This is a genomic window from Acinetobacter sp. ANC 4910 (assembly GCF_004331035.1).
Taxonomy (GTDB): domain Bacteria; phylum Pseudomonadota; class Gammaproteobacteria; order Pseudomonadales; family Moraxellaceae; genus Acinetobacter.
The window spans coordinates 50759-72288 of sequence record NZ_SJNT01000007.1; the positions used below are offsets into that span (position 1 = coordinate 50759).

The 21530-nt window shown below is 39.5% G+C and carries 21 protein-coding genes; 9 read left to right on the top strand and 12 right to left on the bottom strand.

Going from position 1 to position 21530, the window contains the following annotated elements:
• Positions 1 to 105: 105 nt before the first annotated feature.
• On the bottom strand, positions 106 to 1830 hold the full coding sequence (locus E0H82_RS09300; protein ID WP_131264371.1) for a glutamine--tRNA ligase/YqeY domain fusion protein: 1725 nt from the start codon (positions 1828 to 1830) through the stop codon (positions 106 to 108).
• 167 nt (positions 1831 to 1997) lie between these two features.
• Here E0H82_RS09300 and E0H82_RS09305 point away from each other — a divergent pair, with 167 nt between their 5' ends.
• Positions 1998 to 2507 (top strand): peptidylprolyl isomerase, encoded by a 510-nt coding sequence (locus E0H82_RS09305; RefSeq protein WP_131264372.1) that lies wholly within the window; start codon positions 1998 to 2000, stop codon positions 2505 to 2507.
• 87 nt (positions 2508 to 2594) lie between these two features.
• Positions 2595 to 3314 (top strand): UDP-2,3-diacylglucosamine diphosphatase, encoded by a 720-nt coding sequence (locus E0H82_RS09310; RefSeq protein ID WP_131264373.1) that lies wholly within the window; start codon positions 2595 to 2597, stop codon positions 3312 to 3314.
• 64 nt (positions 3315 to 3378) lie between these two features.
• On the opposite strand, the gene hpaI is transcribed toward E0H82_RS09310, so the two are convergent.
• Positions 3379 to 4176: a 4-hydroxy-2-oxoheptanedioate aldolase gene (hpaI, locus tag E0H82_RS09315; RefSeq protein ID WP_131264374.1), complete on the bottom strand. Its 798-nt coding sequence runs from the start codon at positions 4174 to 4176 to the stop codon at positions 3379 to 3381.
• A gap of 245 nt (positions 4177 to 4421) precedes the next feature.
• On the opposite strand from hpaI, the gene nfsB reads away from it, so the two are divergent.
• The gene (nfsB, locus tag E0H82_RS09320; protein ID WP_131264375.1) at positions 4422 to 5075 is read left to right on the top strand and encodes an oxygen-insensitive NAD(P)H nitroreductase; all 654 of its coding nucleotides are present in this window, start codon (positions 4422 to 4424) and stop codon (positions 5073 to 5075) included.
• A gap of 290 nt (positions 5076 to 5365) precedes the next feature.
• Here nfsB and E0H82_RS09325 read toward each other — a convergent pair whose 3' ends face one another.
• From E0H82_RS09325 to E0H82_RS09340, 4 genes are all read right to left on the bottom strand, one after another.
• Complete coding sequence (locus tag E0H82_RS09325) at positions 5366 to 6232, bottom strand: EamA family transporter (RefSeq protein ID WP_131264376.1); 867 nt, start codon at positions 6230 to 6232, stop codon at positions 5366 to 5368.
• A gap of 90 nt (positions 6233 to 6322) precedes the next feature.
• Positions 6323 to 7360: a class II fructose-bisphosphate aldolase gene (gene fba, locus E0H82_RS09330; RefSeq protein ID WP_131264377.1), complete on the bottom strand. Its 1038-nt coding sequence runs from the start codon at positions 7358 to 7360 to the stop codon at positions 6323 to 6325.
• A gap of 120 nt (positions 7361 to 7480) precedes the next feature.
• Positions 7481 to 7741, bottom strand: coding sequence for a hypothetical protein (locus E0H82_RS09335; protein ID WP_131264378.1), 261 nt, complete (start codon positions 7739 to 7741; stop codon positions 7481 to 7483).
• A 142-nt stretch (positions 7742 to 7883) separates the two neighbouring features.
• A complete protein-coding gene (locus E0H82_RS09340) occupies positions 7884 to 9071 on the bottom strand; it encodes a phosphoglycerate kinase (RefSeq protein WP_131264379.1) in 1188 nt (395 codons plus the stop codon).
• A gap of 137 nt (positions 9072 to 9208) precedes the next feature.
• Between E0H82_RS09340 and E0H82_RS09345 the strand changes: the two genes are divergently transcribed.
• Genes E0H82_RS09345 through E0H82_RS09355 form a run of 3 tightly spaced genes read left to right on the top strand, consistent with a single transcriptional unit; the run spans position 9209 to position 11364 of the window.
• Positions 9209 to 9592: a DUF2237 family protein gene (locus tag E0H82_RS09345; RefSeq protein WP_131264380.1), complete on the top strand. Its 384-nt coding sequence runs from the start codon at positions 9209 to 9211 to the stop codon at positions 9590 to 9592.
• Positions 9592 to 10182 carry a Maf family protein gene (locus tag E0H82_RS09350; protein WP_116760879.1) on the top strand — a complete coding sequence of 197 codons (591 nt, stop codon included), beginning with the start codon at positions 9592 to 9594 and terminating at the stop codon, positions 10180 to 10182. The genes E0H82_RS09345 and E0H82_RS09350 overlap by 1 nt, the downstream gene beginning before the upstream one ends.
• Before the next feature lie 15 nt (positions 10183 to 10197).
• Positions 10198 to 11364, top strand: a complete 1167-nt coding sequence (locus tag E0H82_RS09355; RefSeq protein WP_131264381.1) for a cupin domain-containing protein — start codon at positions 10198 to 10200, stop codon at positions 11362 to 11364.
• Positions 11365 to 11411: 47 nt separating this feature from the next.
• Here E0H82_RS09355 and E0H82_RS09360 read toward each other — a convergent pair whose 3' ends face one another.
• Both E0H82_RS09360 and E0H82_RS09365 read right to left on the bottom strand, forming a co-directional pair.
• The gene (locus E0H82_RS09360) at positions 11412 to 13301 is read right to left on the bottom strand and encodes a 7TM diverse intracellular signaling domain-containing protein (RefSeq protein WP_131264382.1); all 1890 of its coding nucleotides are present in this window, start codon (positions 13299 to 13301) and stop codon (positions 11412 to 11414) included.
• Positions 13298 to 13987, bottom strand: coding sequence for a response regulator (locus tag E0H82_RS09365; protein ID WP_131264383.1), 690 nt, complete (start codon positions 13985 to 13987; stop codon positions 13298 to 13300). The genes E0H82_RS09360 and E0H82_RS09365 overlap by 4 nt, the downstream gene beginning before the upstream one ends.
• Positions 13988 to 14300: 313 nt before the next feature.
• Between E0H82_RS09365 and E0H82_RS09370 the strand changes: the two genes are divergently transcribed.
• Complete coding sequence (locus tag E0H82_RS09370) at positions 14301 to 15971, top strand: FMN-binding glutamate synthase family protein (RefSeq protein ID WP_131264384.1); 1671 nt, start codon at positions 14301 to 14303, stop codon at positions 15969 to 15971.
• A 64-nt stretch (positions 15972 to 16035) separates the two neighbouring features.
• Here the strand turns inward: E0H82_RS09370 and E0H82_RS09375 are convergent, their stop codons facing one another.
• From E0H82_RS09375 to E0H82_RS09390, 4 genes are read right to left on the bottom strand one after another with little or no spacing between them, the layout of a single operon-like run.
• Positions 16036 to 17079, bottom strand: coding sequence for an alpha/beta hydrolase (locus E0H82_RS09375; RefSeq protein ID WP_131264385.1), 1044 nt, complete (start codon positions 17077 to 17079; stop codon positions 16036 to 16038).
• Complete coding sequence (locus tag E0H82_RS09380; protein WP_131264386.1) at positions 17079 to 18200, bottom strand: YdcF family protein; 1122 nt, start codon at positions 18198 to 18200, stop codon at positions 17079 to 17081. The genes E0H82_RS09375 and E0H82_RS09380 overlap by 1 nt, the downstream gene beginning before the upstream one ends.
• Before the next feature lie 3 nt (positions 18201 to 18203).
• Positions 18204 to 19238, bottom strand: coding sequence for a UDP-N-acetylmuramate dehydrogenase (gene murB, locus E0H82_RS09385; RefSeq protein WP_131264387.1), 1035 nt, complete (start codon positions 19236 to 19238; stop codon positions 18204 to 18206).
• Positions 19239 to 19251: 13 nt separating this feature from the next.
• Entirely contained in the window at positions 19252 to 19761 is a 510-nt protein-coding gene (locus E0H82_RS09390; protein WP_131264388.1) for a low molecular weight protein-tyrosine-phosphatase, read from the bottom strand.
• A 120-nt stretch (positions 19762 to 19881) separates the two neighbouring features.
• Between E0H82_RS09390 and E0H82_RS09395 the strand changes: the two genes are divergently transcribed.
• Both E0H82_RS09395 and E0H82_RS09400 read left to right on the top strand, forming a co-directional pair.
• Positions 19882 to 21042 carry an iron-containing alcohol dehydrogenase gene (locus tag E0H82_RS09395; RefSeq protein ID WP_131264389.1) on the top strand — a complete coding sequence of 387 codons (1161 nt, stop codon included), beginning with the start codon at positions 19882 to 19884 and terminating at the stop codon, positions 21040 to 21042.
• 29 nt (positions 21043 to 21071) lie between these two features.
• Positions 21072 to 21527: an acyl-CoA thioesterase gene (locus tag E0H82_RS09400; protein WP_131264497.1), complete on the top strand. Its 456-nt coding sequence runs from the start codon at positions 21072 to 21074 to the stop codon at positions 21525 to 21527.
• Positions 21528 to 21530: the final 3 nt, after the last annotated feature.

Consider the following 21530-nt stretch of genomic DNA (forward strand, 5'->3'; position numbering starts at 1 on the left):
TATCATATTTAATCCAATCTTTTGCAATCTCTATTCCCAAAAGCAATTGACATTAAAAAAGCCCCTCAACTCAGGTTCAGGGGCTTTTATATTTCAAATCAGGTTTTATTTGCCTGGTTTAAAACTGTCTTTTAAATCTAAGATACGGTTAAACACTGGCTTTTCAACTGTATGGTCATAACGATCTGCCACAAAATAACCTTCACGTTCAAATTGGAAACGTTGTTCAGGCTCTGCTTGTGCCAATGCAGGCTCAATGACTGCTTGTACAACTTGTAATGATTCTGGGTTTAGATTCGCCAAGAAATCATCGGTTGCGTCAGGTGCAGATTCAGTGAATAAACGGTCATAAATACGCACTTCAGCAGGAACACCTTTGCTTGCAGATACCCAGTGAATGACCCCTTTCACTTTACGACCTTCAGGATTTTTCCCTAAAGTTTCAGGATCAATTGAACATTTCAGTTCAACTACTTCACCATTTTCATCCTTAACCACTTCGTCACACTTGATCACATAAGCATGACGTAAACGTACTTCACCCTCAGGCACCAAACGCTTAAAGCCTTTTGGTGGAATTTCTTCAAAATCTTTACGATCAATATAGATTTCAGAAGTCAAAGGAATAACGCGCTCACCCATATCTACATTTGGATGACGTGCATGCACCAAGTCCAAAGCTTCAGGTAAATTCGTTAAAGTGACTTTTAGTGGATTCAAGACTGCCATACCACGACCAGCCGCATTTTCAAGCGATTGACGGATACAGAACTCAAGCATTGCAACATCGACAATACCGTCAGTCTTAGTCACACCTACACGCTTACAGAAATCACGTAAGCCCTCAGGTGTAAACCCACGACGACGCATACCGACGACTGTTGGCATACGAGGATCATCCCAACCATTGACATAACCGCCTTCAACCAATTTACGTAATTTACGTTTTGAAGTAATAGTGTAATCAATGTTTAAACGGCTAGATTCGTACTGACGTGGCACTGCGGCTGAATGTACTTTCTCAATCACCCAGTCATAGAATGGGCGGTGATCTTGGAACTCCAATGTACATAAAGAATGAGTAATGCCTTCAATTGCATCTGACAATGGATGAGCGTAGTCATACATTGGATACATTTTCCATTTGTCACCCGTTTGATGGTGCTCAGAATGCAAAACACGGTAAAGAATTGGGTCACGCATATGGACATTTGGAGATGTCATGTCGATTTTGGCACGTAAAACCGCTTCACCCTCTTTCGTTTCACCATTACGCATTTTTTCAAAACGCTCAAGGTTCTCTGCAACAGTAGCATCACGGTAAGGAGAGTTTTTACCCGGTTCAATAAAGCTGCCACGATTTAATTTAATTTCTTCTGGCGATTGCAAATCCACATAAGCATCACCTTGTTCAATCAATTGCACCGCCCATGCATATAACTGATCAAAATAACCCGACGCATAACGTGGTTCATCTTTCCATTCAAAACCTAACCATTTTACATCGTTGGCAATACCATCAACATATTCTTGTTCTTCGGCATCAGGGTTCGTATCATCAAAACGAAGATTACAATAACCATCAAATTCTTGTGCGATACCAAAGTTTAGGCAAATCGCTTTTACATGACCAATATGTAAATAACCATTCGGCTCTGGCGGGAAACGCGTTACAACGGTTTGTGTACGCCCAGATGATAAATCGTCAGTAATGACCTGACGTACAAAATCCAAGCCAGGCTGTTGTTCTTGCTGCGCAGCATCGACAGAGGCATGATTACTTGGTGTCGGGTTATTTGGCAGAGATGCAACAACATCATTTGGCTTCATAGTAGATAGATCACTTCTAAAAATAAAAAACAGGATATTTTAAACGCAATTTCAGTATTTTTAACAAAGAAATGTACGTTTTTACTTGCCTTGTAGTTTACAGTTTGCTTATGCTTCTCTCAACCAAAAACCCATGGCTTTTATGTCCATGTTAAGGAGATTACACAATGAGTTTTCCTCAAGTCGAATTAAATACCAATAAAGGTCGTATTGTTCTAGAGCTTAACGCTGAAAAAGCACCTAAAACAGTTGCTAACTTTTTAGAATATGTTCGTGACGGTTTCTATGACGGCGTAATTTTCCACCGTGTGATTGATGGTTTCATGATCCAAGGTGGCGGCATGGACGAAAACTTCAAAGAAAAAGCAACGCGTGACTCAATTGAGAACGAAGCTGACAATGGTTTAAGCAATGATGCTGGTACGATTGCAATGGCGCGTACCCAAGCACCTCACTCTGCATCTGCTCAGTTCTTCATTAACGTGAAAAACAACTCTTTCCTTAACCACACTGGTAAAACAGCACAAGGTTGGGGCTATGCAGTATTTGGTAAAGTGACTGAAGGTCTAGATATTGTCGATGCAATCAAAAATGTACGTACTGGTAACCGTGGTTACCATGCAGATGTTCCTTTAGAAAACGTTGTAATCGAATCTGCAAAAATCATTTCTGAGTAATTAATCTCCCTAAATCCCTCTTTACAAAAGAGGGACTTCCTCCCTTTGTAAAGGGAGGTTAGGAGGGATTATTTAAAGGATAAAAGCGTGACCTATCTGTTTATATCAGATTTACATTTGTCACCCGATCACCCTCGACTCGTTCGAGGGTTTTTCGCTTTGCTCAAAGAATATCAACACCAGCAAACCCAGCTCTATATTTTAGGAGATTGGTTCAATGCTTGGATTGGTGATGACTATACCGCCCCATGGTTAGATGAAATCGTTACGGCTTTACAACATTTTCACGCCGCAGGTAATCAAGTCTATTTCCAAGTGGGTAATCGTGATTTTGCCTTAGGTCAAAAATTTCTCGATCAGTTTCAGGGTATTTTGTTACCAGACAGCCATGTCTTAGAGATTAACCAACTTAAGCTCCGACTTGAACATGGCGATGCCTTATGTACCGATGACATCGGCTATCAACGCTTTAAAAAGGTCATTCGCAATCCTCTTGTTCTTGGCTTTCTGCGAAAAACCCCTCTCAGTTTCCGTACCAAACTTGCCAATGGCTTCCGAAAGAAAAGTCATGCTGCTCAGCAGTTTAAAAGCTACGAAGTCATGGATGTCAATCCGCAAGCAGTTACTCAGGCTTTGGCAAATGTGGATATCTTAATTCATGGGCATACTCATCGTGCTGCCATTCATGAGCAAGACGGTAAAAAGCGCATTGTGCTCGGTGATTGGAGAGAAGCTTCAGCACAAATTCTGGTTATTGATCCTAAACAACAAGACTTAATATTAAAGTTAAGTCCATTTAACTACTAAGTATTTAAAACTCTTATTTTTCGATGCCTTACCTGAACACTATTTTTGCGATACATCCTCAGGCTTAATAGCCACCGTCTACTCGCATTTTCTCACTGCCCTTTTTATACTTCGCCAACAGCGCTCTTAATCCATTCATCAAGACACTGGTATCTACGCCCACAGCAACAAACTCTGTTCCTAATTCGATGTATTTCTGCGTGACTTCATCTGTAGTAGATAAAATCCCTGCGGCTTTTCCTGCTGCACGTATTTTCTGTATTGCTGAAATGACTGCTTTTTTCACCTCTGGATGGTTCGGATCACCTTGATAACCCATCGTTGCAGATAAATCGACTGCTCCAATAAAGACCCCATCAATCCCTTCAACTTTAAGAATTTCATCTAAATGACTTAAGCCTTGTACTGACTCAATTTGAATCAACAAACAAATTTGTTCATGCGCGTGTGCATAATAATCTGAAATACTGTTCCAACGCGTTGCTCGAGCCAATGCTGCCCCTACGCCGCGAATTCCTTCTGGTGGATAACGTACGGCTTTTACCATAAGCTCTGCCTGCTCAACGGTTTCCACCATCGGAATTAATAAGGTTTGTGCCCCAATATCTAATAATTGCTTAATTAGTTGCACACTGCCAACGGGTGGACGTACCACAGCTTGTGAAGAATAGGCAGCCATACTTTGCAGTTGTAATAGTGTGGTCCTTAAATCACTAGGGGCATGTTCACCATCAATTAAAAGCCAATCGTAACCCGCATTTGCAACAATCTCGGTTGCATAGGCATCTGCTAAACCGACCCAAAGTCCAATTTGCTGTTGGCTTTTTAATCTTTGCTTAAAATGGTTAATGGTGTCAGGCATCATGATGAGCTAGGTTTAAATGGCGTGATGATAATAAGTAAATCGATTTACAGCGTAAAATGCCAATATTGATTTTCTATCTGATGATCATATTCAACACTTAATCATGCATAATTCTGCGCTTATCTTATAATTGAACAAGCTTTGATAGAACATATATGAACGATGCTTGAATCTGATACATGAAACGATTAATGTGAATATTCCGCTAATAACAGCATCGATTTGACCTCGGAGTGATTTTCATGGATCTTTTGAATATTTCAAAAACTCGTTATACCACTAAGGCTTACGACCCTTCCAAGAAAATTCCACAAGAACAATTTGAACACTTACTCGAAATTTTACGTTTAACACCTTCTTCAATTAATATTCAACCTTGGCATTTCTTTATTGCAGATAACCAAGCAGCCAAAGAACGCATTGCTAAAGCTTTAGTGGGTAAATATGCCTACAACGCACCAAAAGTATTAGATTCATCACATACCATTTTATTTTGCACCAAAGCAGATATTACTGAAGAGCATTTAGAAAATTTATTGGCACAAGATGATGTCAGTGGTCGTTTTAAAGATGCCACTGCAAAGCAAGGTCAAAAGGATAGTCGTACAGGTTATGTCGATTATTACCGCAATGAAAAAGGTGATATTCAACGTTGGGCAGAAAATCAAACCTTTATCGCGCTCGGTCAAATTTTACTCGCAGCAGGGATTGAGCATATTGATGCTACCCCTATTGGTGGTTTTGATGAGGATTTATTAACTGAAGAATTACAACTTACTGAAAAGGGCTTAATTCCTTCTGTGCTATTAACATTAGGTTATCGCAGTGAGACAGATTTTAACGCCAAGCTACCAAAATCTCGTTTAAATAAAGAAGACGTTTTCACCAAGCTGTAAAATTTTCTTGTAATAATAAGGGACAATTGATTTGTCCCTTTCCGAATAAAGGAACAAATCTTGCTTAATTTAGATACATATTCTACCTAAGCAGAGGTCAGCAATGTCTTTATTTGTTCAGCTTCCAATCAAATTTGAATGTAAACACTGTCAACTCACCTATTTTCATGCCTATGCGCCATCTGCATTACATAAACCACTCTGCCCAGAATGTCATCGTACGGGTTTACTCATGGGTGTTGCGGAAAAAACCGATTTACTTCGTTATCCAATAACTTGGGTTACCAAATTTATGAAACAGTCATGGCATAGGCTAAACAAAGCACACTCATAATTCCTAAGCCCAATCCTAGACTGGTACTGGTTTTAAGTTTTTCTTTAAAGAAAATAAACCCACTCAACACCCCTAATGACACCACCAAAATATTCATCCCTGCAAATACAATTGCGGGGCTATCTTTTAGCAACATGTGTGCTTTAACGTATAGCGCGATATTGGCAAAATTAAGCACGCCCAAACACAAACCAAACAAAATATTTGTAGCTGATCCAATCTGCTTTGTAGTTAATACGACATATAAAAGTGAAAATACAAAGGCACATATAAACATTAAGTTTAAAGCCACAGAGAACTGCACCCCCAAACCTGTCGTGTATTTCAGCAAGATATCCACCAAGGCATAACCCACCCATACACTTGCCAAATAAAACATCCCCGAAGTACCAACGCTAGAATGGCTATTCGTTACTCGATGCGAGTAGATAATACATAAAACCGCAATGACACCTAGCCCAATCCCAATAAGTTTGAGTGTGCCAAACTGCTCATTAAAGATAAAATAGGCTGCCGTAAGTGACAAAACCACTGAAAGACGTTGTGCAACTTCAGTTTTGACAATACCTGCCGTTTGTAATGACTTCGATAAGCATAAAAACACACTTGGCAATAACATGCCTAGACTGAGAATAAGCCACCACGGTGTATTACTCGGAGAAACATGGCTTAAATCTAGTTTGAACCAGTAGAAACATAAAAGACTCGCAATCGCATAATTCCAGCAAATCATATGTATAGGATTCAAGCCTTTAGCCTTACAAACTTTCAGTAATATTGATACTAAAACGCTGCAAAATGCTGCTGCAAAGATCAGTTCCATTAAATACCATCCCCCAAGTTTTCCGCCAATCATATAAAAAAGCCCACATAAGTTATGTGGGCTTCAATTTATAAATAATTTGTGGAGCGATTATTTATAACGTTCAACCATTTTCTCTAAAGAAATTGGACGAATTTTGTCAGCATTGCCCGCTGTACCAAATGCTTCGTAACGATCAACACAGATCTGTTTCATTGCATCAACAGTTTTAGCAAAGAATTTACGTGGATCGAATTCGCTTGGTTGTTCTGCCATCATACGGCGCATTGCACCAGTCGATGCTAAACGTAAGTCCGTATCGATGTTGATTTTACGCACACCATGTTTGATTGCTTCAACCAATTGCTCAACAGGAACACCGTAAGTTTCTTTGATGTCGCCGCCATATTGGTTAATTACAGCCAACCATTCTTGTGGTACAGAGCTTGAACCGTGCATTACAAGATGTGTATTTGGAAGTGCCGCATGAATTTCTTTAATACGGTCAATTGCCAAAATGTCGCCTGTAGGTGGACGCGTAAATTTGTACGCACCGTGTGAAGTACCTACCGCAATTGCAAGTGCATCGACATTGGTATCTGCAACAAACTGACGTGCTTCTTCAACTGAAGTTAAAAGTTGAGAATGATCGAGAACACCTTCAGCGCCCACACCATCTTCTTCACCCGCCATACCTGTTTCTAGGCTACCTAAACAACCAATTTCACCTTCTACAGAAACACCGCATGCATGCGCCATTTGTACTGTACGACGTGTTACATCAACGTTGTATTCATAAGTCGTCGGTGTTTTACCGTCTGCACCTAATGAACCATCCATCATTACTGATGAGAAGCCCAATTGAATTGAACGTTGGCAAACATCTGGATCTGTACCATGGTCTTGATGCATTACCACTGGAATATGTGGCCATTCTTCAATTGCAGCCAAGATAAGGTGACGTAAGAATGGAGCACCTGCATATTTACGCGCACCCGCTGATGCTTGTACGATAACAGGTGAGTTTGTCGCATCTGCTGCAAGCATGATTGCGCGCATTTGTTCTAAGTTGTTTACGTTGAATGCTGGTACGCCGTAAGCATGTTCGCCGGCGTGATCCAAGAGCTGGCGCAATGAAATAAGAGCCATAATGTCCTCCCAGGTAATGCGACATATTCTACATGCTCATTAATTTCAATTCAGCAATAAATAACACTATTTAAAAAAAATCCCCGCAATTGCAGGGACCTTCACAGAAAATACGATAATTTATTGAGCAGTGGCCTTTGAAGCTTCAGCTTCTGTTGCAGGAGTCGCAGCATCGGCATCTACATTGGCAACTTCTGCTGGCACATCAGTATTCTTTTCATCCATAACTGGCTTATCTAATGAATCAATTGCAGCTTGTTGCTCTGGGGTAACTTTTTCTTCTACTGCTGCATCTGTTTTCGGTGCTTCATCTTTTTTTGCACAAGCAGTTAAAGCCAATGGTGCGATTAATAAAGCAGCAAGCGTTAATTTTAGGTTCATCACATTATTCCTACAACAGGTGATTTAATAGGCGTGATTTTATTTCAAAGATGTGACAGTTTGATGACCTAAAGATGAATGCAATAAAAAAGGCTGACCGAAGTCAACCTTTTCTAATTCATCTCATTCGATGAATTATTTTTTAAGCACGTTCTAAAAGAACAGCGACTGCTGGAAGTGTTTTACCTTCAACAAATTCAAGGAAAGCACCACCACCCGTTGAAATATAACCAATTTTGTCAGCAACTTCATATTTGTCGATCGCAGCTAAAGTATCACCGCCACCTGCAATTGAGAAACCAGCCGATTCAGCAATCGCAAGAGAAAGTGTTTTCGTGCCTTCACCAAATTGATCAACTTCAAATACACCTACTGGACCATTCCAGAGAATTGTTTTTGACGTTTTTAAAATTTCTGCAAACGCTTGCGCTGTTTCTGGGCCAACGTCCAAAATCATGTCGTTATCTGTAACATCTTCAACTTTTTTCACCACTGCTTTTGCAGCAGCCAATGAACCCAAGAAATCATCAAAGTTAATTTCAGATGCGTCTGCAACAACAACGTCTGTTGGAAGTGGAACAGATACTTTTGCTGCAATCGCTTTTGCTGTATCGATTAAATCATTTTCACACAATGATTTGCCAACATTGAAGCCTGCTGCTGCCAAGAAAGTATTGGCAATACCGCCACCTACGATCAATTGATCACAAATATCTGACAATGAAGTTAAAACATCAAGTTTAGTCGATACTTTAGAACCTGCAACAATTGCGACCATTGGTTTTTCAGGGGTTTGTAATGCACGACCTAATGCATCAAGTTCAGCCGCAAGAAGTGGGCCCGCAGCTGCAACAGGTGCTAAACGAGCAACACCTTCAGTTGATGCTTCAGCACGATGTGCTGTACCAAACGCATCCATCACAAACACATCACAAAGTGCTGCATATTTTTGTGCAAGTTCTGGGTTGTTTTTCTTTTCACCGTGGTTGAAACGGCAGTTTTCTAACAGGACCACTTGACCCGCTTGAACATCAACACCATCAAGATAGTCAGTAACTAACTGAACGTCTTGACCTAGAGCTTCGGTTAAGTATGCTGCAACTGGAGCTAATGATTGTTCAGCTTTTGGCTCACCTTCTACAGGACGACCAAGATGTGAATACACCATGACTGCTGCGCCTTTATCTAATGCAGCTTTGATTGTCGGTAATGCAGCACGTAAACGTGCATCACTGGTAATCACACCATTTTTAACAGGAACGTTTAAGTCTTCACGAATAAGGACTCGTTTACCTGTTAAATCAAGGTCAGTCATACGCTGAAAATTCATGTATAGCTCTCTGAATATATAAAATCGGCACGATTTTAAATGATTATGCAGAAAAAGGTTAGCTTCTTTTGTATAAAAGCTGCCGAAAGCGTTAGTTTTGATTATGATATTGAAAAGCCACAAATTGATTCACTGCTATGTCATTTCATCCAGATCCTAAAATTAACCGCTTAAATGTATTTGGCGAACCCTTAGCCAGTTGTTGTTTTGACCCAATTACAGGTTATTTCCGCAATGGATTTTGCCATACCGCAACAACCGATTTAGGGCAGCACACCATGTGTGCACAAATGACTTCAGAGTTTCTAAATTTTTCACAGAAAGTTGGCAATGACTTAATCACCCCTGTACCCGAAGTTGGTTTTTCTGGTTTACAACCTGGCGATTTCTGGTGTATTTGTGTGACACGTTGGGTGGAAGCTTATCAGGCGGGTCAAGCCCCTCCTGTTAAAATCCATGCCTGCCATCAAGCCGTTCTTTCTTATGTTCCACTGAATGTATTAATGGATTATGCCATCTGATGAATACCCAAATCATTCTGGCTTCAAGCAGTCAGACACGCAAAGATTTAATGGATCGCTTAAAGATCCAATATGATTGTGTTGTACCAGATATTGATGAATCACCCCGTGGTGAATTACATGCAGATGATTTGGCTCGTCGTTTAGCCTTTGAAAAAGCCAATGCCATTGCACAGAAACATCCTGACTCGATTGTCATTGGTTCAGACCAAGTGGCTTGGCGTGAAGGTGCCCCAGATATTTTTATTGGTAAACCGCTCTCGGCAGATAAAGCCATTCGTCAGTTACAAGCCAATTCTGACAAAATCGTCTATTTCAGCACTGCACTGAGCGTACAACAACATTCAACTGGCTTTGAACAAACACTGGTAGAACACTACAAAGTAAAATTTAGAAAACTGAGTTTGGCAGAGATTGAACGTTATGTCGCCATAGAGCAACCGCTACATTGTGCGGGTAGCTTTAAATGTGAGAGTTTGGGTATTAGTTTATTCGAACAAATGATCGGACACGATCAAACCACATTAATGGGCATGCCGATGATCCAACTGTGCCAAATTCTTCGTCAATTAAATATTTTAGTTCCTTAATTTAGGCTGTAATTTATGTCCCAACCTTTAGATGTTTTAGGCGGCATCACCGCTGAACAGTTTCTTCGCGAATATTGGCAAAAGAAACCTTTACTTGTACGCAATGCTTTACCTGAGATCATCAACATCTTAGAACCGAATGATGTGATGGAACTGGCTTTAGAAGAGCATGTGACTGCACGTTTAATTAAGCAAAAAGATAAAGACCCAAATCAATGGACAGTGAAATCTTCACCTTTAATTAAAGGCGATTTCCAAAAGATGCCAAAACTTTGGACATTACTGGTTCAAGCCGTCGATCACTACTCGTTTGATTTGGCTGAATTGTGGAAAAAGTTTCCATTTATTCCGCAATGGCGCCGTGATGACATTATGGTGTCATATGCCCCGAAAGGCGGTTCTGTTGGAAAACACTTTGACTTTTATGATGTGTTCCTTGTGCAAGGTTATGGGCATCGTCGTTGGCAGCTTGGGCAAATGTGTGATGCCAATACCGAATTTGTTGCAGGCCAACCTTTAAAATTACTGCCAGAAATGCAGATTGATTTTGATGAAGTACTCGCACCTGGCGATTTACTCTATGTCCCACCGGGTTTATCTCATTACGGTGTCGCGGAAGATGACTGTCTCACCTTCTCATTTGGTTTCCGTATGCCAAATATGGCAGATGTGATGGATCGAGTTAGTGACAAGTTTGCTGATAATACTTTCTTAAAAAATCCATTAATTGATATTCAAAGACAACAAGCCAATTCAATTGGGCAAATCACCCAATCAGAATTGGATTATTTAAAAGCTCTGTTACTCGAACGCTTACAAAACTCATCCGAACTGGATAATGCCATTATCAGTTTAATGTCAGAACCCAAATATCCAGACAATATTCCTGAACCTGATGAAATTGAAGCAGATGACTTACGTGAAATTCTAGATACAGGTTATGAAATTTTACTCGAACCTGCGTCACGTTTATTGTATGCCGAACAAGAGCAAGCATTATTGTTCTGGGCGAATGGCGAGCAAATTTGTATTTCTGAAGATTCTAACAATCTGTTAAAGCAAATTGCAGATGGTCAAATATTAGCCTTTGATCAACAATTTAATCATGACGAAATTTTAGAAGATTTCGCTCACCTGATGAATGATTCAATTCTGATGCTACTCCCACCAGCTGAAGAATAAGTCAAAGTTACAAAGGCATTCAATCTCGTTTTGAATGCCTTTCCTGATTATTTATCTTCCTTAATTTCTAATAATGCTTGAACCACAGTTTTGCCCTTTTCAGAGCTGACTTGTAATTCAGCACCTACACGTTCTAAACGCATTTTCATACTTCGAATTCCAATGCTCATCCCATTTTGAAAATTACTCTTCACATCAAAACCCACACCATCATCCTCAATGGTTAAAATCAGTTGGCGTTCATAGGGAAATACCATAGAAACAAAGACATGTTTCGCCTGACTATGTTTCACAATATTGGTCAGACTTTCCTCCAAAACCCGAATAAGGGTCAAACACTGTAAAGCATTCGGTACATAGCCCCAGTTTTGTGGAAAAGACCATTTCGATTCTATGTCCAATTCATCCATAAGCTGACTAAAACGGTGTCGAACTGGTGCTACCCATAAAATGGGATTTTCAGGAACGCGTGAATCCAGACTTGACCCACTATCAATGATTTGTCTTAAATCATCCCGCAACAACTTTAAAATAGACAAAAATTGCTGATTACTCATATTGTGTTCCGCCTGATCGACAATAATCATGGAACGCACCAACGATGAACCTAACCCATCATGTAAATCATGTGAAAGATGAATTCGCTCTTGTAAACGAACATTCTCCAATTCAAGCTTATGTTTTTCATTCATACTGGCATATAAATCTTGACTGACCTGATGCATTTTTTCTTCTAGTCTTACATTGAACTTCTCTACACGGCGAGTATTTCTGGCTAATTTCACCCCTAAAATAAGCACGACAAAGATCGTAATGATTGGAGATGTATAAGGAGAAAGTGGTTTTATATTTTTATGTAAATCCGAACCCAGAAGTAAGCTATCAAATAATGCACAAATTAAAATACCAGTAAGACAGAGCAACAGAAAAATATACTCTCTCTTTTTTGTTTTAAATGTAATGTAACCTAAATAAAGATAAGTTGCTAAAAACAATAAAATATAGAGGATAAAAATATTAATAAAAACAGGTGTTATCCATTCTACTGATGTAAAAAATATCACAATTAATGCTACAAAAGTAACAACCCAAATACTGCGCTCTAAACGTGGTAACTCAAGACGAATAAATCTAAGCAAATATGTACAAAAGCACACCATATAAAGAATAAAAAAGCTGATATTGGCTTGTGCAGAAATCACATTATTCGGAAAAGGTTTAGTTTCTGTCACTAGAATATTGGAAATAAATAAAACCCAAAGTATGCAACTGAGTGCGAACCATGCAAAAGTTGTTTCTGAACGCCTAAAAATCCATATTGAAAAACATAACAGACCTAACACGAGTGAAATGATGATATTGATTTCAAATAAAGTTCGTCTATTCCAAACTTGTTGCTGATGTTGATCATTAGCCACTTGCACATTATGGAAAGAAATCCCTCCAAGTCCTGCTCTTTGAAAGGCATAACCATTTACATAAATTAAAAATTCATTCTCTCCAGTTTTAAAACTAGATGGTGTTAATACCCAATATCTAGGCATATTCCAGCTTTTCGATAAGGGTTCAACCAAATTTTTATCACGCCAAAGCACATTACGATTAAAATAAACTGCACCCGCAGAATTAATATATTCAATCGAAAATGCAAAAGATTCACTAAGTGTTCCTGAAGAACAATCAGGTTTCCAAAGTATTTTATACCACGCACCACCATTATAATTTGGCTCATGGATAGCCCAATTATCAGGTAACTCTACCTCTTTCCAACCCGATGTAGGAATATGGTGAATCGAATCCGTTTTTACAAACTGAATCGGTTGTACTTGAATCGTACAATGCTCATCTACGGAATAATAAGATGATGCTGCGTAAGTCTGCATATGAATGCAAACCAATGCAAACATACCCAAAATCCGCAGAATCAGTCCGGTCATATAATCCCTAAAGTTCTTGCTGCACTTACAGCTTTCGTCCTTTTTGAAACAGAAAGTTTCCGATAAATATGCTTAATATGACTTTCTACTGTATAGCGTGAAACAAATAATTGTTCGGAGATTTCACGATTACTTAACCCTTGTGCAACCAAATCCAAAATTTCCTTTTCACGATTGGTCAATGCTTCCATATCAACGGGTAAAGCATCCTGTTGTTGACTTTTATCATGTGAGTTTTCTTGAACTGCAATTTGGCTCAGAATCTCTCGGGCAATAAAAGGATCAATTGGCGCGCCACCACGCAAAATACTACGGATCGCTAACAAGACTTCAGCATCATCACGCTCTTTTAACACATAACCCGTCGCACCTGCCTTAATGGCAGAGAATAAGCTCGACTGTGTACTCCATGCTGAAATAACCAGAATTAAGGCACTCGAATCTCTTTCACGTAACTTTTCAATAAACTCGATACCATTTCCATCTGGCAAACCTAAGTCTACCAATGCCAATGAGACCGGAATTTCCTCAATTTTTGTAAATGCTTCTTTAAGATTAGAGACAAAATGTAATGTCTCAGTTTCATATCCCAGTTCAGTTAGAATTCTTCTTAGACGGTTTTGTATAATTGGTTCATCTTCCAGAATAATTACTGGTACTGGCAACATTGTTTCATCATTGCTCATGTAACACCCCATTTTTGGTATGTACTATACTCAAATTTTTAAGATGACTCATATCCCTATATTTGGGTAAATTAAAGCTTTCTCCTTTAATTGAATACCTATCTCCTAAGATACACTCATCGCTTACTTTTTACACAAAAAAACTACTCAGTCGCATAAATTAAATGAAAATAAACATGATTGTTATGTAAACCACTCGACTTTTTTAATGATTTATTAGTGAACTTTTAACACAAATAGTTACTTGTACTCATCATTAAATATTGGCATTGTGAAATGAAATAAACTTCAGGCACAAGGATGAATTATAACTATGCCGAATCCAGCACAAATTGTACGCCACAAATTACTGAACACTTTTTTCTCGCGTCATTCTGTTTGGTTCACTTTTATTTTTATTGCACTTAGCATCACTTGGTTTAGACTCAATTATGCGCCTCATTATATTTATTATTTCCTCTCAGATACGACGCTTAACCTATTATGGTTAATCAGCACACTATTAAGTTTGGTTGGTGTGTATGACTTATTACAGAATCGACATTCAATTTTAAAAAACTACCCAATCATTGGACATTTTCGCTTCTTATTTGAAGAGTTCCGACCAGAAATTCGGCAATATTTCATTGAATCTGATGAAGATGCTTTACCCTTTTCAAGAATGCAACGCAGCTTAGTTTATCAACGCGCCAAGAATGAAAATTCAGATAAACCTTTTGGTTCCATCATCGATGTGTATCAGCAAGACTATCGCTTTATGACCCACTCGATTCAACCCTGTCCACCTGCTGATCCTTCTACTTTTCGCATCGAAATTGGTAATTCGCAGTGCGCTCAACCTTATAATGCATCAATCATGAATATTTCTGCCATGAGCTTTGGTAGCTTAAGTGCCAATGCTATTCGCGCATTAAACAAGGGAGCACAACTAGGTAATTTTTACCATGACACAGGTGAAGGTAGCCTTAGCCCGTATCACTTAGAATATGGGGGGGATATTGTCTGGGAACTGGGGAGTGGATATTTTGGTTGTCGCACGGAGGACGGTACTTTCGATCCTGTAAAATTCGCGCAGCAGGCCGTAATTCCCCAAATTAAAATGATTGAGATTAAACTGTCGCAAGGTGCTAAACCTGGACACGGTGGTATTTTACCTAAAGATAAGATTTCTGCGGAAATTGCACAAATTCGAGGTATTTCCCGCGATCGGGATTGTATTTCCCCCTCAAAGCACTCAGCCTTCAATTCGCCTATTGAAATGCTACAGTTTATTCAAAAATTGCGTAAACTCTCTGGCGGTAAACCCGTAGGATTCAAATTGTGTATCGGTCAGCCTTGGCAGTTTATGGGTATAGTCAAAGCTATGCTTCATACACAAATATTACCTGACTTTATTGTTGTTGATGGTTCGGAAGGTGGTACAGGTGCTGCTCCCATCGAACTGATCAATAACATGGGTACACCACTCCGCGAAGGTGTTTTATTTGTCCATAATACATTAATTGGTGCTGGACTTAGAAAACACATCAAGATTGGTGCCAGTGGCAAAATCATCAGTGCTTTTGATGTTGCTAGCACCATGGCGATTGGGGCTGACTGGGTCAATTCAGCACGTGGCTTTATGTTTGCCATTGGTTGTATTCAAGCACAGAGTTGCCATACCAACCAGTGTCCCGTCGGTGTTGCAACGCAAGATCAAGATCGTCAAAAGGCAATACATGTGCCTACAAAAGCTGAACGTGTTTTCTATTTCCACAAAAATACCCTGCGCGCCTTATCCGAAATGATTGCTGCGGCGGGTTTACGCCATCCTTCAGATATTAAAGCCCACCATTTAGCCCAGCGAATTAATGATCGTGAAATTAAAAACTATGCTCAATTGCATTTTTGGCTAAAAGACGGTGAACTTCTGAACTGCGAAAATAAAGATCAGGAAAACTTTTACTTCCGCATGTGGAATCTGGCAAAAATGGAATATTTCTAGCATCAAATGGACTTGGCTAAAATTTTAGCCAAGTCTGTTCAAAACATATATTTTAAAATGCAGCTTAATAATACTCACCAGCACTATGTGCATGTAAAAAGGCAGGAATTAAACCAGTTAAAGCAGCCCGAATGTCGGCCCGTTCATTAATTAATTGATGTGACCCTTCTTCTAACATTAACAGGGTTTGCAATCTAAATTTCTGACGGATAAATTCAATGTTATAACGCCAGTCTACGGTTTGGTCTAATGCACCTTGGGCCAACCAAACGGGTATACGACAAGAAGGTCGTTCTTCCATCTGCTGCATCCACTTCGACATTGCTAAAATCCAGTCCATACCCATCATACGAGGTTGCAAAGGATCTTTTAAACGAACAAAGCGTAAAAATTCAGGGTTATGATTATTCCGACGGAAATGTCTTGGAACTTGACGCTTAATTCGACGAATAATGCCTAAACCGACAGAGTTGTGCCACCAAGCCGATTTAGCAGGTCGAATTAAAGGTGACAATAATAGAACACGCTCTACATATGGATTTTCACGGCGCTCGGCAAACTCAAGTAAATGATGCATTAAAATCGCACCACCTGTACTTTGTCCAATCCCTAACCATGGTTTAGGAAGTTGTGAAGCATTTTTCACATATTGATATACCGCATGTAAAACACGCTGATAATGATCAAAATCTTGAATACTCGCAGGCGAACCATCACTCAACCCATGACCCGGTAAATCATAAGTAAGCACACTGAAACCTTGTTCAAGTAGTTCACGGATAATCGGCTGATAAATTCCGCTGTGCTCTAAATAGCCGTGTAAAAGTAATACTGTTCCTTTTATTTCTACTTTCCCTTCAGCATTTGCTTTGGGTTGAAACACTTGCACATGCAATTTAAACAAAGGCATTTGCACAAAACCTTGCCAATGTTCACAGTCAAGTAGATGAAGGCCGTACAACTTACGATAAGCCTGTAATTCAACCGATGGTGAAAATGCATGATTTAAATTTAATGGACTTAAAACCTGTGGCGTCGTGTCTCGATTAGGCACAGGTAAATCTAGTTGTTTCAGTATGCTTGGATTTAAAAATGGAATTTCAGGCATTAAGGTACCTCTCGGCAATCACTTGAGCCGAATAACATGTCGCGAATGGTCGCCAACATTTCATAATTTGCGCGGCGGCTATGATCATAGTTCTGTTGGCTCGGCTGCCAAGCAGTTAATTGGGTTGGCATTGGTGCCTCAATAGGCAGAGTCTCAATTCCATTTAAAGCAAATAAACGGCGCGTTCTAGGCATATGATACTGATCCGTAATAAGAATTACGGTCGGTGCTCCTCCTTTCTTTTGTAATAATAGCGAGCTAAAGCGTGAATTTTCACAGGTGTTCATACTTCTATTTTCTAATAGTTTTGCATCGACACCACGCTCTTTTAGCCAACGCTGCATATAAGGGGCTTCTACTCCACTCAGTACAATTGGTAAGTTATACACTTTCTCTACAGCTAGCGTTTTCTCTAATCTTAATTTTGTATAGTCATTCACAACTATATCTTTTCTATTTTTGTCCAAGGTTAAACCACCACCTAACACCACAATGGCATAAGGTTGAGATAAAGCCCCTTTCGGTGTTTCATTCTGTTCTTTAATTTGAGCAATATCTTTTTCAATTTGTCGTGCATCAACACTTTCAACTACAGGTTTTACTTCATGTATCTGTAGAAAATCCAGATACTTTTCCATCAAGGCTTTATTTTCTTTGCTGTCTAACTCTAATAAGTCTTTTACATTTTGGGTTGGATCTTCAGGCGCGGATGCAGCTTGCTTGGGATCTGCCAAAAGCGGAACTTGAGGGCGTTCTTCGTCCTCGTTTTGTTCTTGCTGCTCTTTATTAATGACGTCTTGCAACGCAGTGTAACGGGCCTGAATTTGCGGTAAATTTTCAGAATTGTTTTGCTGAATTTCCTGTTCCATCAATTTGAGATAAGCTTGACGTGCAATCCATAAATTAGAACCCGGTTCAAGATTTTCGGCTTCACTTAACGCTGCCATTTTTTGACTTTTTGCAGCCACTTCATTCACTTCTACAGGAACAAAGGTATTCAATGCTTTGACCACCAATTTTGAATAAAATGGTGAATAGATAAAAACCATCAGGCAGCCAAAAAGTACAAAAAGCAAAGCTGCAATTTGTACAATACGAACCATCCAATGTGTTTTAACCATTAATTATCCCGTGTGCGATTGAATTAAACCGACTGCATTAAATAAAACAGGTTCTGGCTCTAAGTTGATATTGAACTTATTCAGCACAGCTTGCTGAACTGCACGATAAGTTGCCTGCACATCCAGCAAAGTCGCATTTTCATAGTTCACCAAAACCAATGCCTGTTTTGCAAACATACCAACCATACCTAAACGCTTACCTTTCCAACCCGCCTGATCAATTAACCAACCTGCAGCAATTTTAATCTGTCCATTTGCTTGAGGGTAATGGGGCAATTGAGGGAATTTCGTATTTATTTGGTCAAAACATTGTGCAGAGATCACAGGATTTTTAAAAAAGCTGCCCGCATTCGGATATTCTTTTGGATCTGGCAACTTACTTTGACGAATTTGAATAACTTGATTTTGTAAATTTTCTGCGCTTAAGTCATCCCCCACAGCTTGTTTTAAATCACCATAGCTCAGCTTCAAATCGGCATGTTTCAAAAGCTGAAAAATCACTTGAGTGATAACATAACGCTCAGGTTCATCTTTAAAAATACTGTGTCGATAAGCAAATTGACAATCTGATGCGAGAATTTCAATAAATTGATGTGTCGTGCGGTCATAAACCCGTACAGCATGAATAAATTCACCGACTTCGACCCCATAAGCACCAATATTTTGTACTGGGGATGCTCCCACTAAACCCGGGATTAAGGCTAAATTTTGCAAACCATATAAATGTTGGTCAGTCGTCCATAGCACAAAATCATGCCATACTTGACCCGCACCAACGGCGAGCGTCATGGTTTGGTCATCTTCATTTAACGTTTCAATACCTTGAATATCCATATGAACAACCAAAGCATGTATCTGCTCAGGCAAAAGCATATTGCTCCCACCTGATAAAATTAAAACATTGAGCTGCTGTTGTTCTGCATAAGATAAGGCTTCCAGCAACATCGACTCATTTTCAATTTTTACATAGTGTGATGCGACCGCACCCAAATTTAAGGTGTTAAAAGGCTTAAGTTGAACGTTATTTTGAATATGCATGCTAAAACCTAAACTAACCTTTCATCTGTTGTTGAAGTATCTGAACCCAAGCCAAACTACTTGATTCACATTGATCAAGTACACGCTCAAATCCATCATCACCACCATAATAAGGGTCTGGCACCGCTTGTTGAAGGAATTTTTGATCATGCTGACTCATCAGGGCAATCTTTGCGCGAAGCATATGCTGCCCGAGAACTGATTGTGCCTGCTGCATTAAAGCTTGAATATCTTCTAAATTTTCATAATCCATTGCCAAGATCAAATCAAATTCAACAAAATCATGAATTTTGAGCTGGCGCGCACGTAAAGCAGATAAATCATAACCCCGATGTTGGGCATGTTTCTGGCTTCTTAAATCAGGTGCCTTATTCGGATGATAATTGCTGGTTCCCGCGGAATCGACCTCAATATTCAGTTGATGTGCATCACAGTAATGTCTAAAGACCACTTCTGCTGTGGGCGAACGGCAGATATTTCCAAGACAGACACATAACACCTTGTAGGGCGTTTGCGATGACATAAGCACCTCAATAGAACGTTTATTTTGCAATGTCTTATGTTAAGTTATTTGGAGGATGAATCCCACTAAAACTGTATAACAAAAACACGTAAATATTGATAAAGCATGAAGGAATTGCCAATGTATGACTTTCAGTTTCAAACTGTTTCCCGAATTATTTCTGGTCTAGGCTCAATTAAAGAACTCACAACGGTCTTGACTGAACAAGGTGCTAAGAAAGTACTGTTGGTGACAGATAACGGTATGCTACAACAGCAGTTACATCACCCTATTTTAGAAATTTTGGAACATCTGTCATTAGCCCATGTGACTTATGGAGATGTGATTGCTGATCCACCTGAACATGTTGTCAATGCAGCCGTAGAATTTGCGAAACAGGAAAAAATTGACACAGTGATTGGCTTTGGTGGAGGTAGCTCTTTGGATGTTGCAAAACTGATTGCAATTTTGGCCCATCCAGACCAGCCGCAAAAATTGGCTGAACTCTATGGGATCAACAATGTAAAATCTCCTCGATTACCCTTAATTCTAATTCCGACGACTGCGGGTACAGGCTCTGAGGTAACGCCAATATCTATTGTGACTACAGGTGAAACCACGAAAATGGGTATTGTCTCACCTGTACTGTATGCTGATGTCGCCATTTTAGATGCAACTTTTACCCAAAATTTACCCGCGCATATTACGGCAGCAACAGGTATTGATGCCATGGTTCATGCCATCGAAGCATATACTTCAAAAATTAAAAAAAATCTCTATGCCGATATGTTAGCCAAACAAGCATTGAGACTACTCAATCAAAATTTAAAACGGGTACTCGAAGATGGTTCGAATCTTCAAGCACGGCAGAATATGCTAAATGGTTCGATGTTTGCAGGTCAGGCGTTTGCCAATGCCCCTGTAGGTGCAGTACATGCCTTGGCTTATCCTTTGGGTGGACATTTTCACATTTCGCATGGTCACAGTAATGCCTTGGTTTTAACTGAAGTCTTGAAGTTTAATGCACCGAATGCCAAGCATTTATATGCTGAATTGATGACATGGATAGACCCTTATAGCAAAGGTTGCACTGATGGATTATGTGATTTATTTATCGATCATATGCAAAACCATTTAGACCGAAGTGGTTTAACTTTAAAGCTCAATGCACTGAATGTGCCAAAGACTGCTATTTCAACACTGGCACAGGACGCCATGTTACAAACCCGACTACTACAAAACAACCCACGGGATCTAAGCCTGAATGATGCTGAACAAATTTATCACGCAATTTACGCTTAACTCATCCCTTAGCAAAGGACATGCAGAAAATGAAACCCCAAGCCAAATTTAAAGAAAATTATCCTTTTATTTTTCCCATACAAACACGCTGGTCAGATAATGATATTTACGGGCATGTGAACAATGTCAATTATTACAGTTTCTTTGATAGCGCAGCGAATGCACTACTGATTCAAAAAGCTCATTTTGATATACATCATTCACCGATTATTGGCTTAGTGGTAAGTTCATCTTGTCAGTTTTTACAAGAACTTTGTTACCCCGAAGTGATTGAAGTCGGTGTGGCAATCAAACGTATGGGAAACAGCTCTTTGGAATATGACTTGGCCATCTTTAAGGCCAATCAAAATACAGCCGCAGCACAGGGACAATTTATTCATGTTTTTGTAGATCGAGAGCAGCGCAAAAGTACGCCGATTCCCATGAACATGCGTCAGGCTCTACACACTTTTATGCAAGTTGAGCCTGACCAGAAATTCGTTTAATCG

Bases quoted from the DNA above. Each gene is read 5' to 3' on its own strand.
- E0H82_RS09300 (WP_131264371.1), bottom strand. From the start codon at position 1,830: ATGAAGCCAAATGATGTTGTTGCATCTCTGCCAAATAACCCGACACCA.
- E0H82_RS09305 (WP_131264372.1), top strand. From the start codon at position 1,998: ATGAGTTTTCCTCAAGTCGAATTAAATACCAATAAAGGTCGTATTGTT.
- hpaI (WP_131264374.1), bottom strand. From the start codon at position 4,176: ATGCCTGACACCATTAACCATTTTAAGCAAAGATTAAAAAGCCAACAG.
- nfsB (WP_131264375.1), top strand. From the start codon at position 4,422: ATGGATCTTTTGAATATTTCAAAAACTCGTTATACCACTAAGGCTTAC.
- E0H82_RS09325 (WP_131264376.1), bottom strand. From the start codon at position 6,232: ATGGAACTGATCTTTGCAGCAGCATTTTGCAGCGTTTTAGTATCAATA.
- fba (WP_131264377.1), bottom strand. From the start codon at position 7,360: ATGGCTCTTATTTCATTGCGCCAGCTCTTGGATCACGCCGGCGAACAT.
- E0H82_RS09335 (WP_131264378.1), bottom strand. From the start codon at position 7,741: ATGAACCTAAAATTAACGCTTGCTGCTTTATTAATCGCACCATTGGCT.
- E0H82_RS09340 (WP_131264379.1), bottom strand. From the start codon at position 9,071: ATGAATTTTCAGCGTATGACTGACCTTGATTTAACAGGTAAACGAGTC.
- E0H82_RS09345 (WP_131264380.1), top strand. From the start codon at position 9,209: ATGTCATTTCATCCAGATCCTAAAATTAACCGCTTAAATGTATTTGGC.
- E0H82_RS09350 (WP_116760879.1), top strand. From the start codon at position 9,592: ATGAATACCCAAATCATTCTGGCTTCAAGCAGTCAGACACGCAAAGAT.
- E0H82_RS09355 (WP_131264381.1), top strand. From the start codon at position 10,198: ATGTCCCAACCTTTAGATGTTTTAGGCGGCATCACCGCTGAACAGTTT.
- E0H82_RS09360 (WP_131264382.1), bottom strand. From the start codon at position 13,301: ATGACCGGACTGATTCTGCGGATTTTGGGTATGTTTGCATTGGTTTGC.
- E0H82_RS09365 (WP_131264383.1), bottom strand. From the start codon at position 13,987: ATGAGCAATGATGAAACAATGTTGCCAGTACCAGTAATTATTCTGGAA.
- E0H82_RS09370 (WP_131264384.1), top strand. From the start codon at position 14,301: ATGCCGAATCCAGCACAAATTGTACGCCACAAATTACTGAACACTTTT.
- E0H82_RS09375 (WP_131264385.1), bottom strand. From the start codon at position 17,079: ATGCCTGAAATTCCATTTTTAAATCCAAGCATACTGAAACAACTAGAT.
- E0H82_RS09380 (WP_131264386.1), bottom strand. From the start codon at position 18,200: ATGGTTAAAACACATTGGATGGTTCGTATTGTACAAATTGCAGCTTTG.
- murB (WP_131264387.1), bottom strand. From the start codon at position 19,238: ATGCATATTCAAAATAACGTTCAACTTAAGCCTTTTAACACCTTAAAT.
- E0H82_RS09390 (WP_131264388.1), bottom strand. From the start codon at position 19,761: ATGTCATCGCAAACGCCCTACAAGGTGTTATGTGTCTGTCTTGGAAAT.
- E0H82_RS09395 (WP_131264389.1), top strand. From the start codon at position 19,882: ATGTATGACTTTCAGTTTCAAACTGTTTCCCGAATTATTTCTGGTCTA.
- E0H82_RS09400 (WP_131264497.1), top strand. From the start codon at position 21,072: ATGAAACCCCAAGCCAAATTTAAAGAAAATTATCCTTTTATTTTTCCC.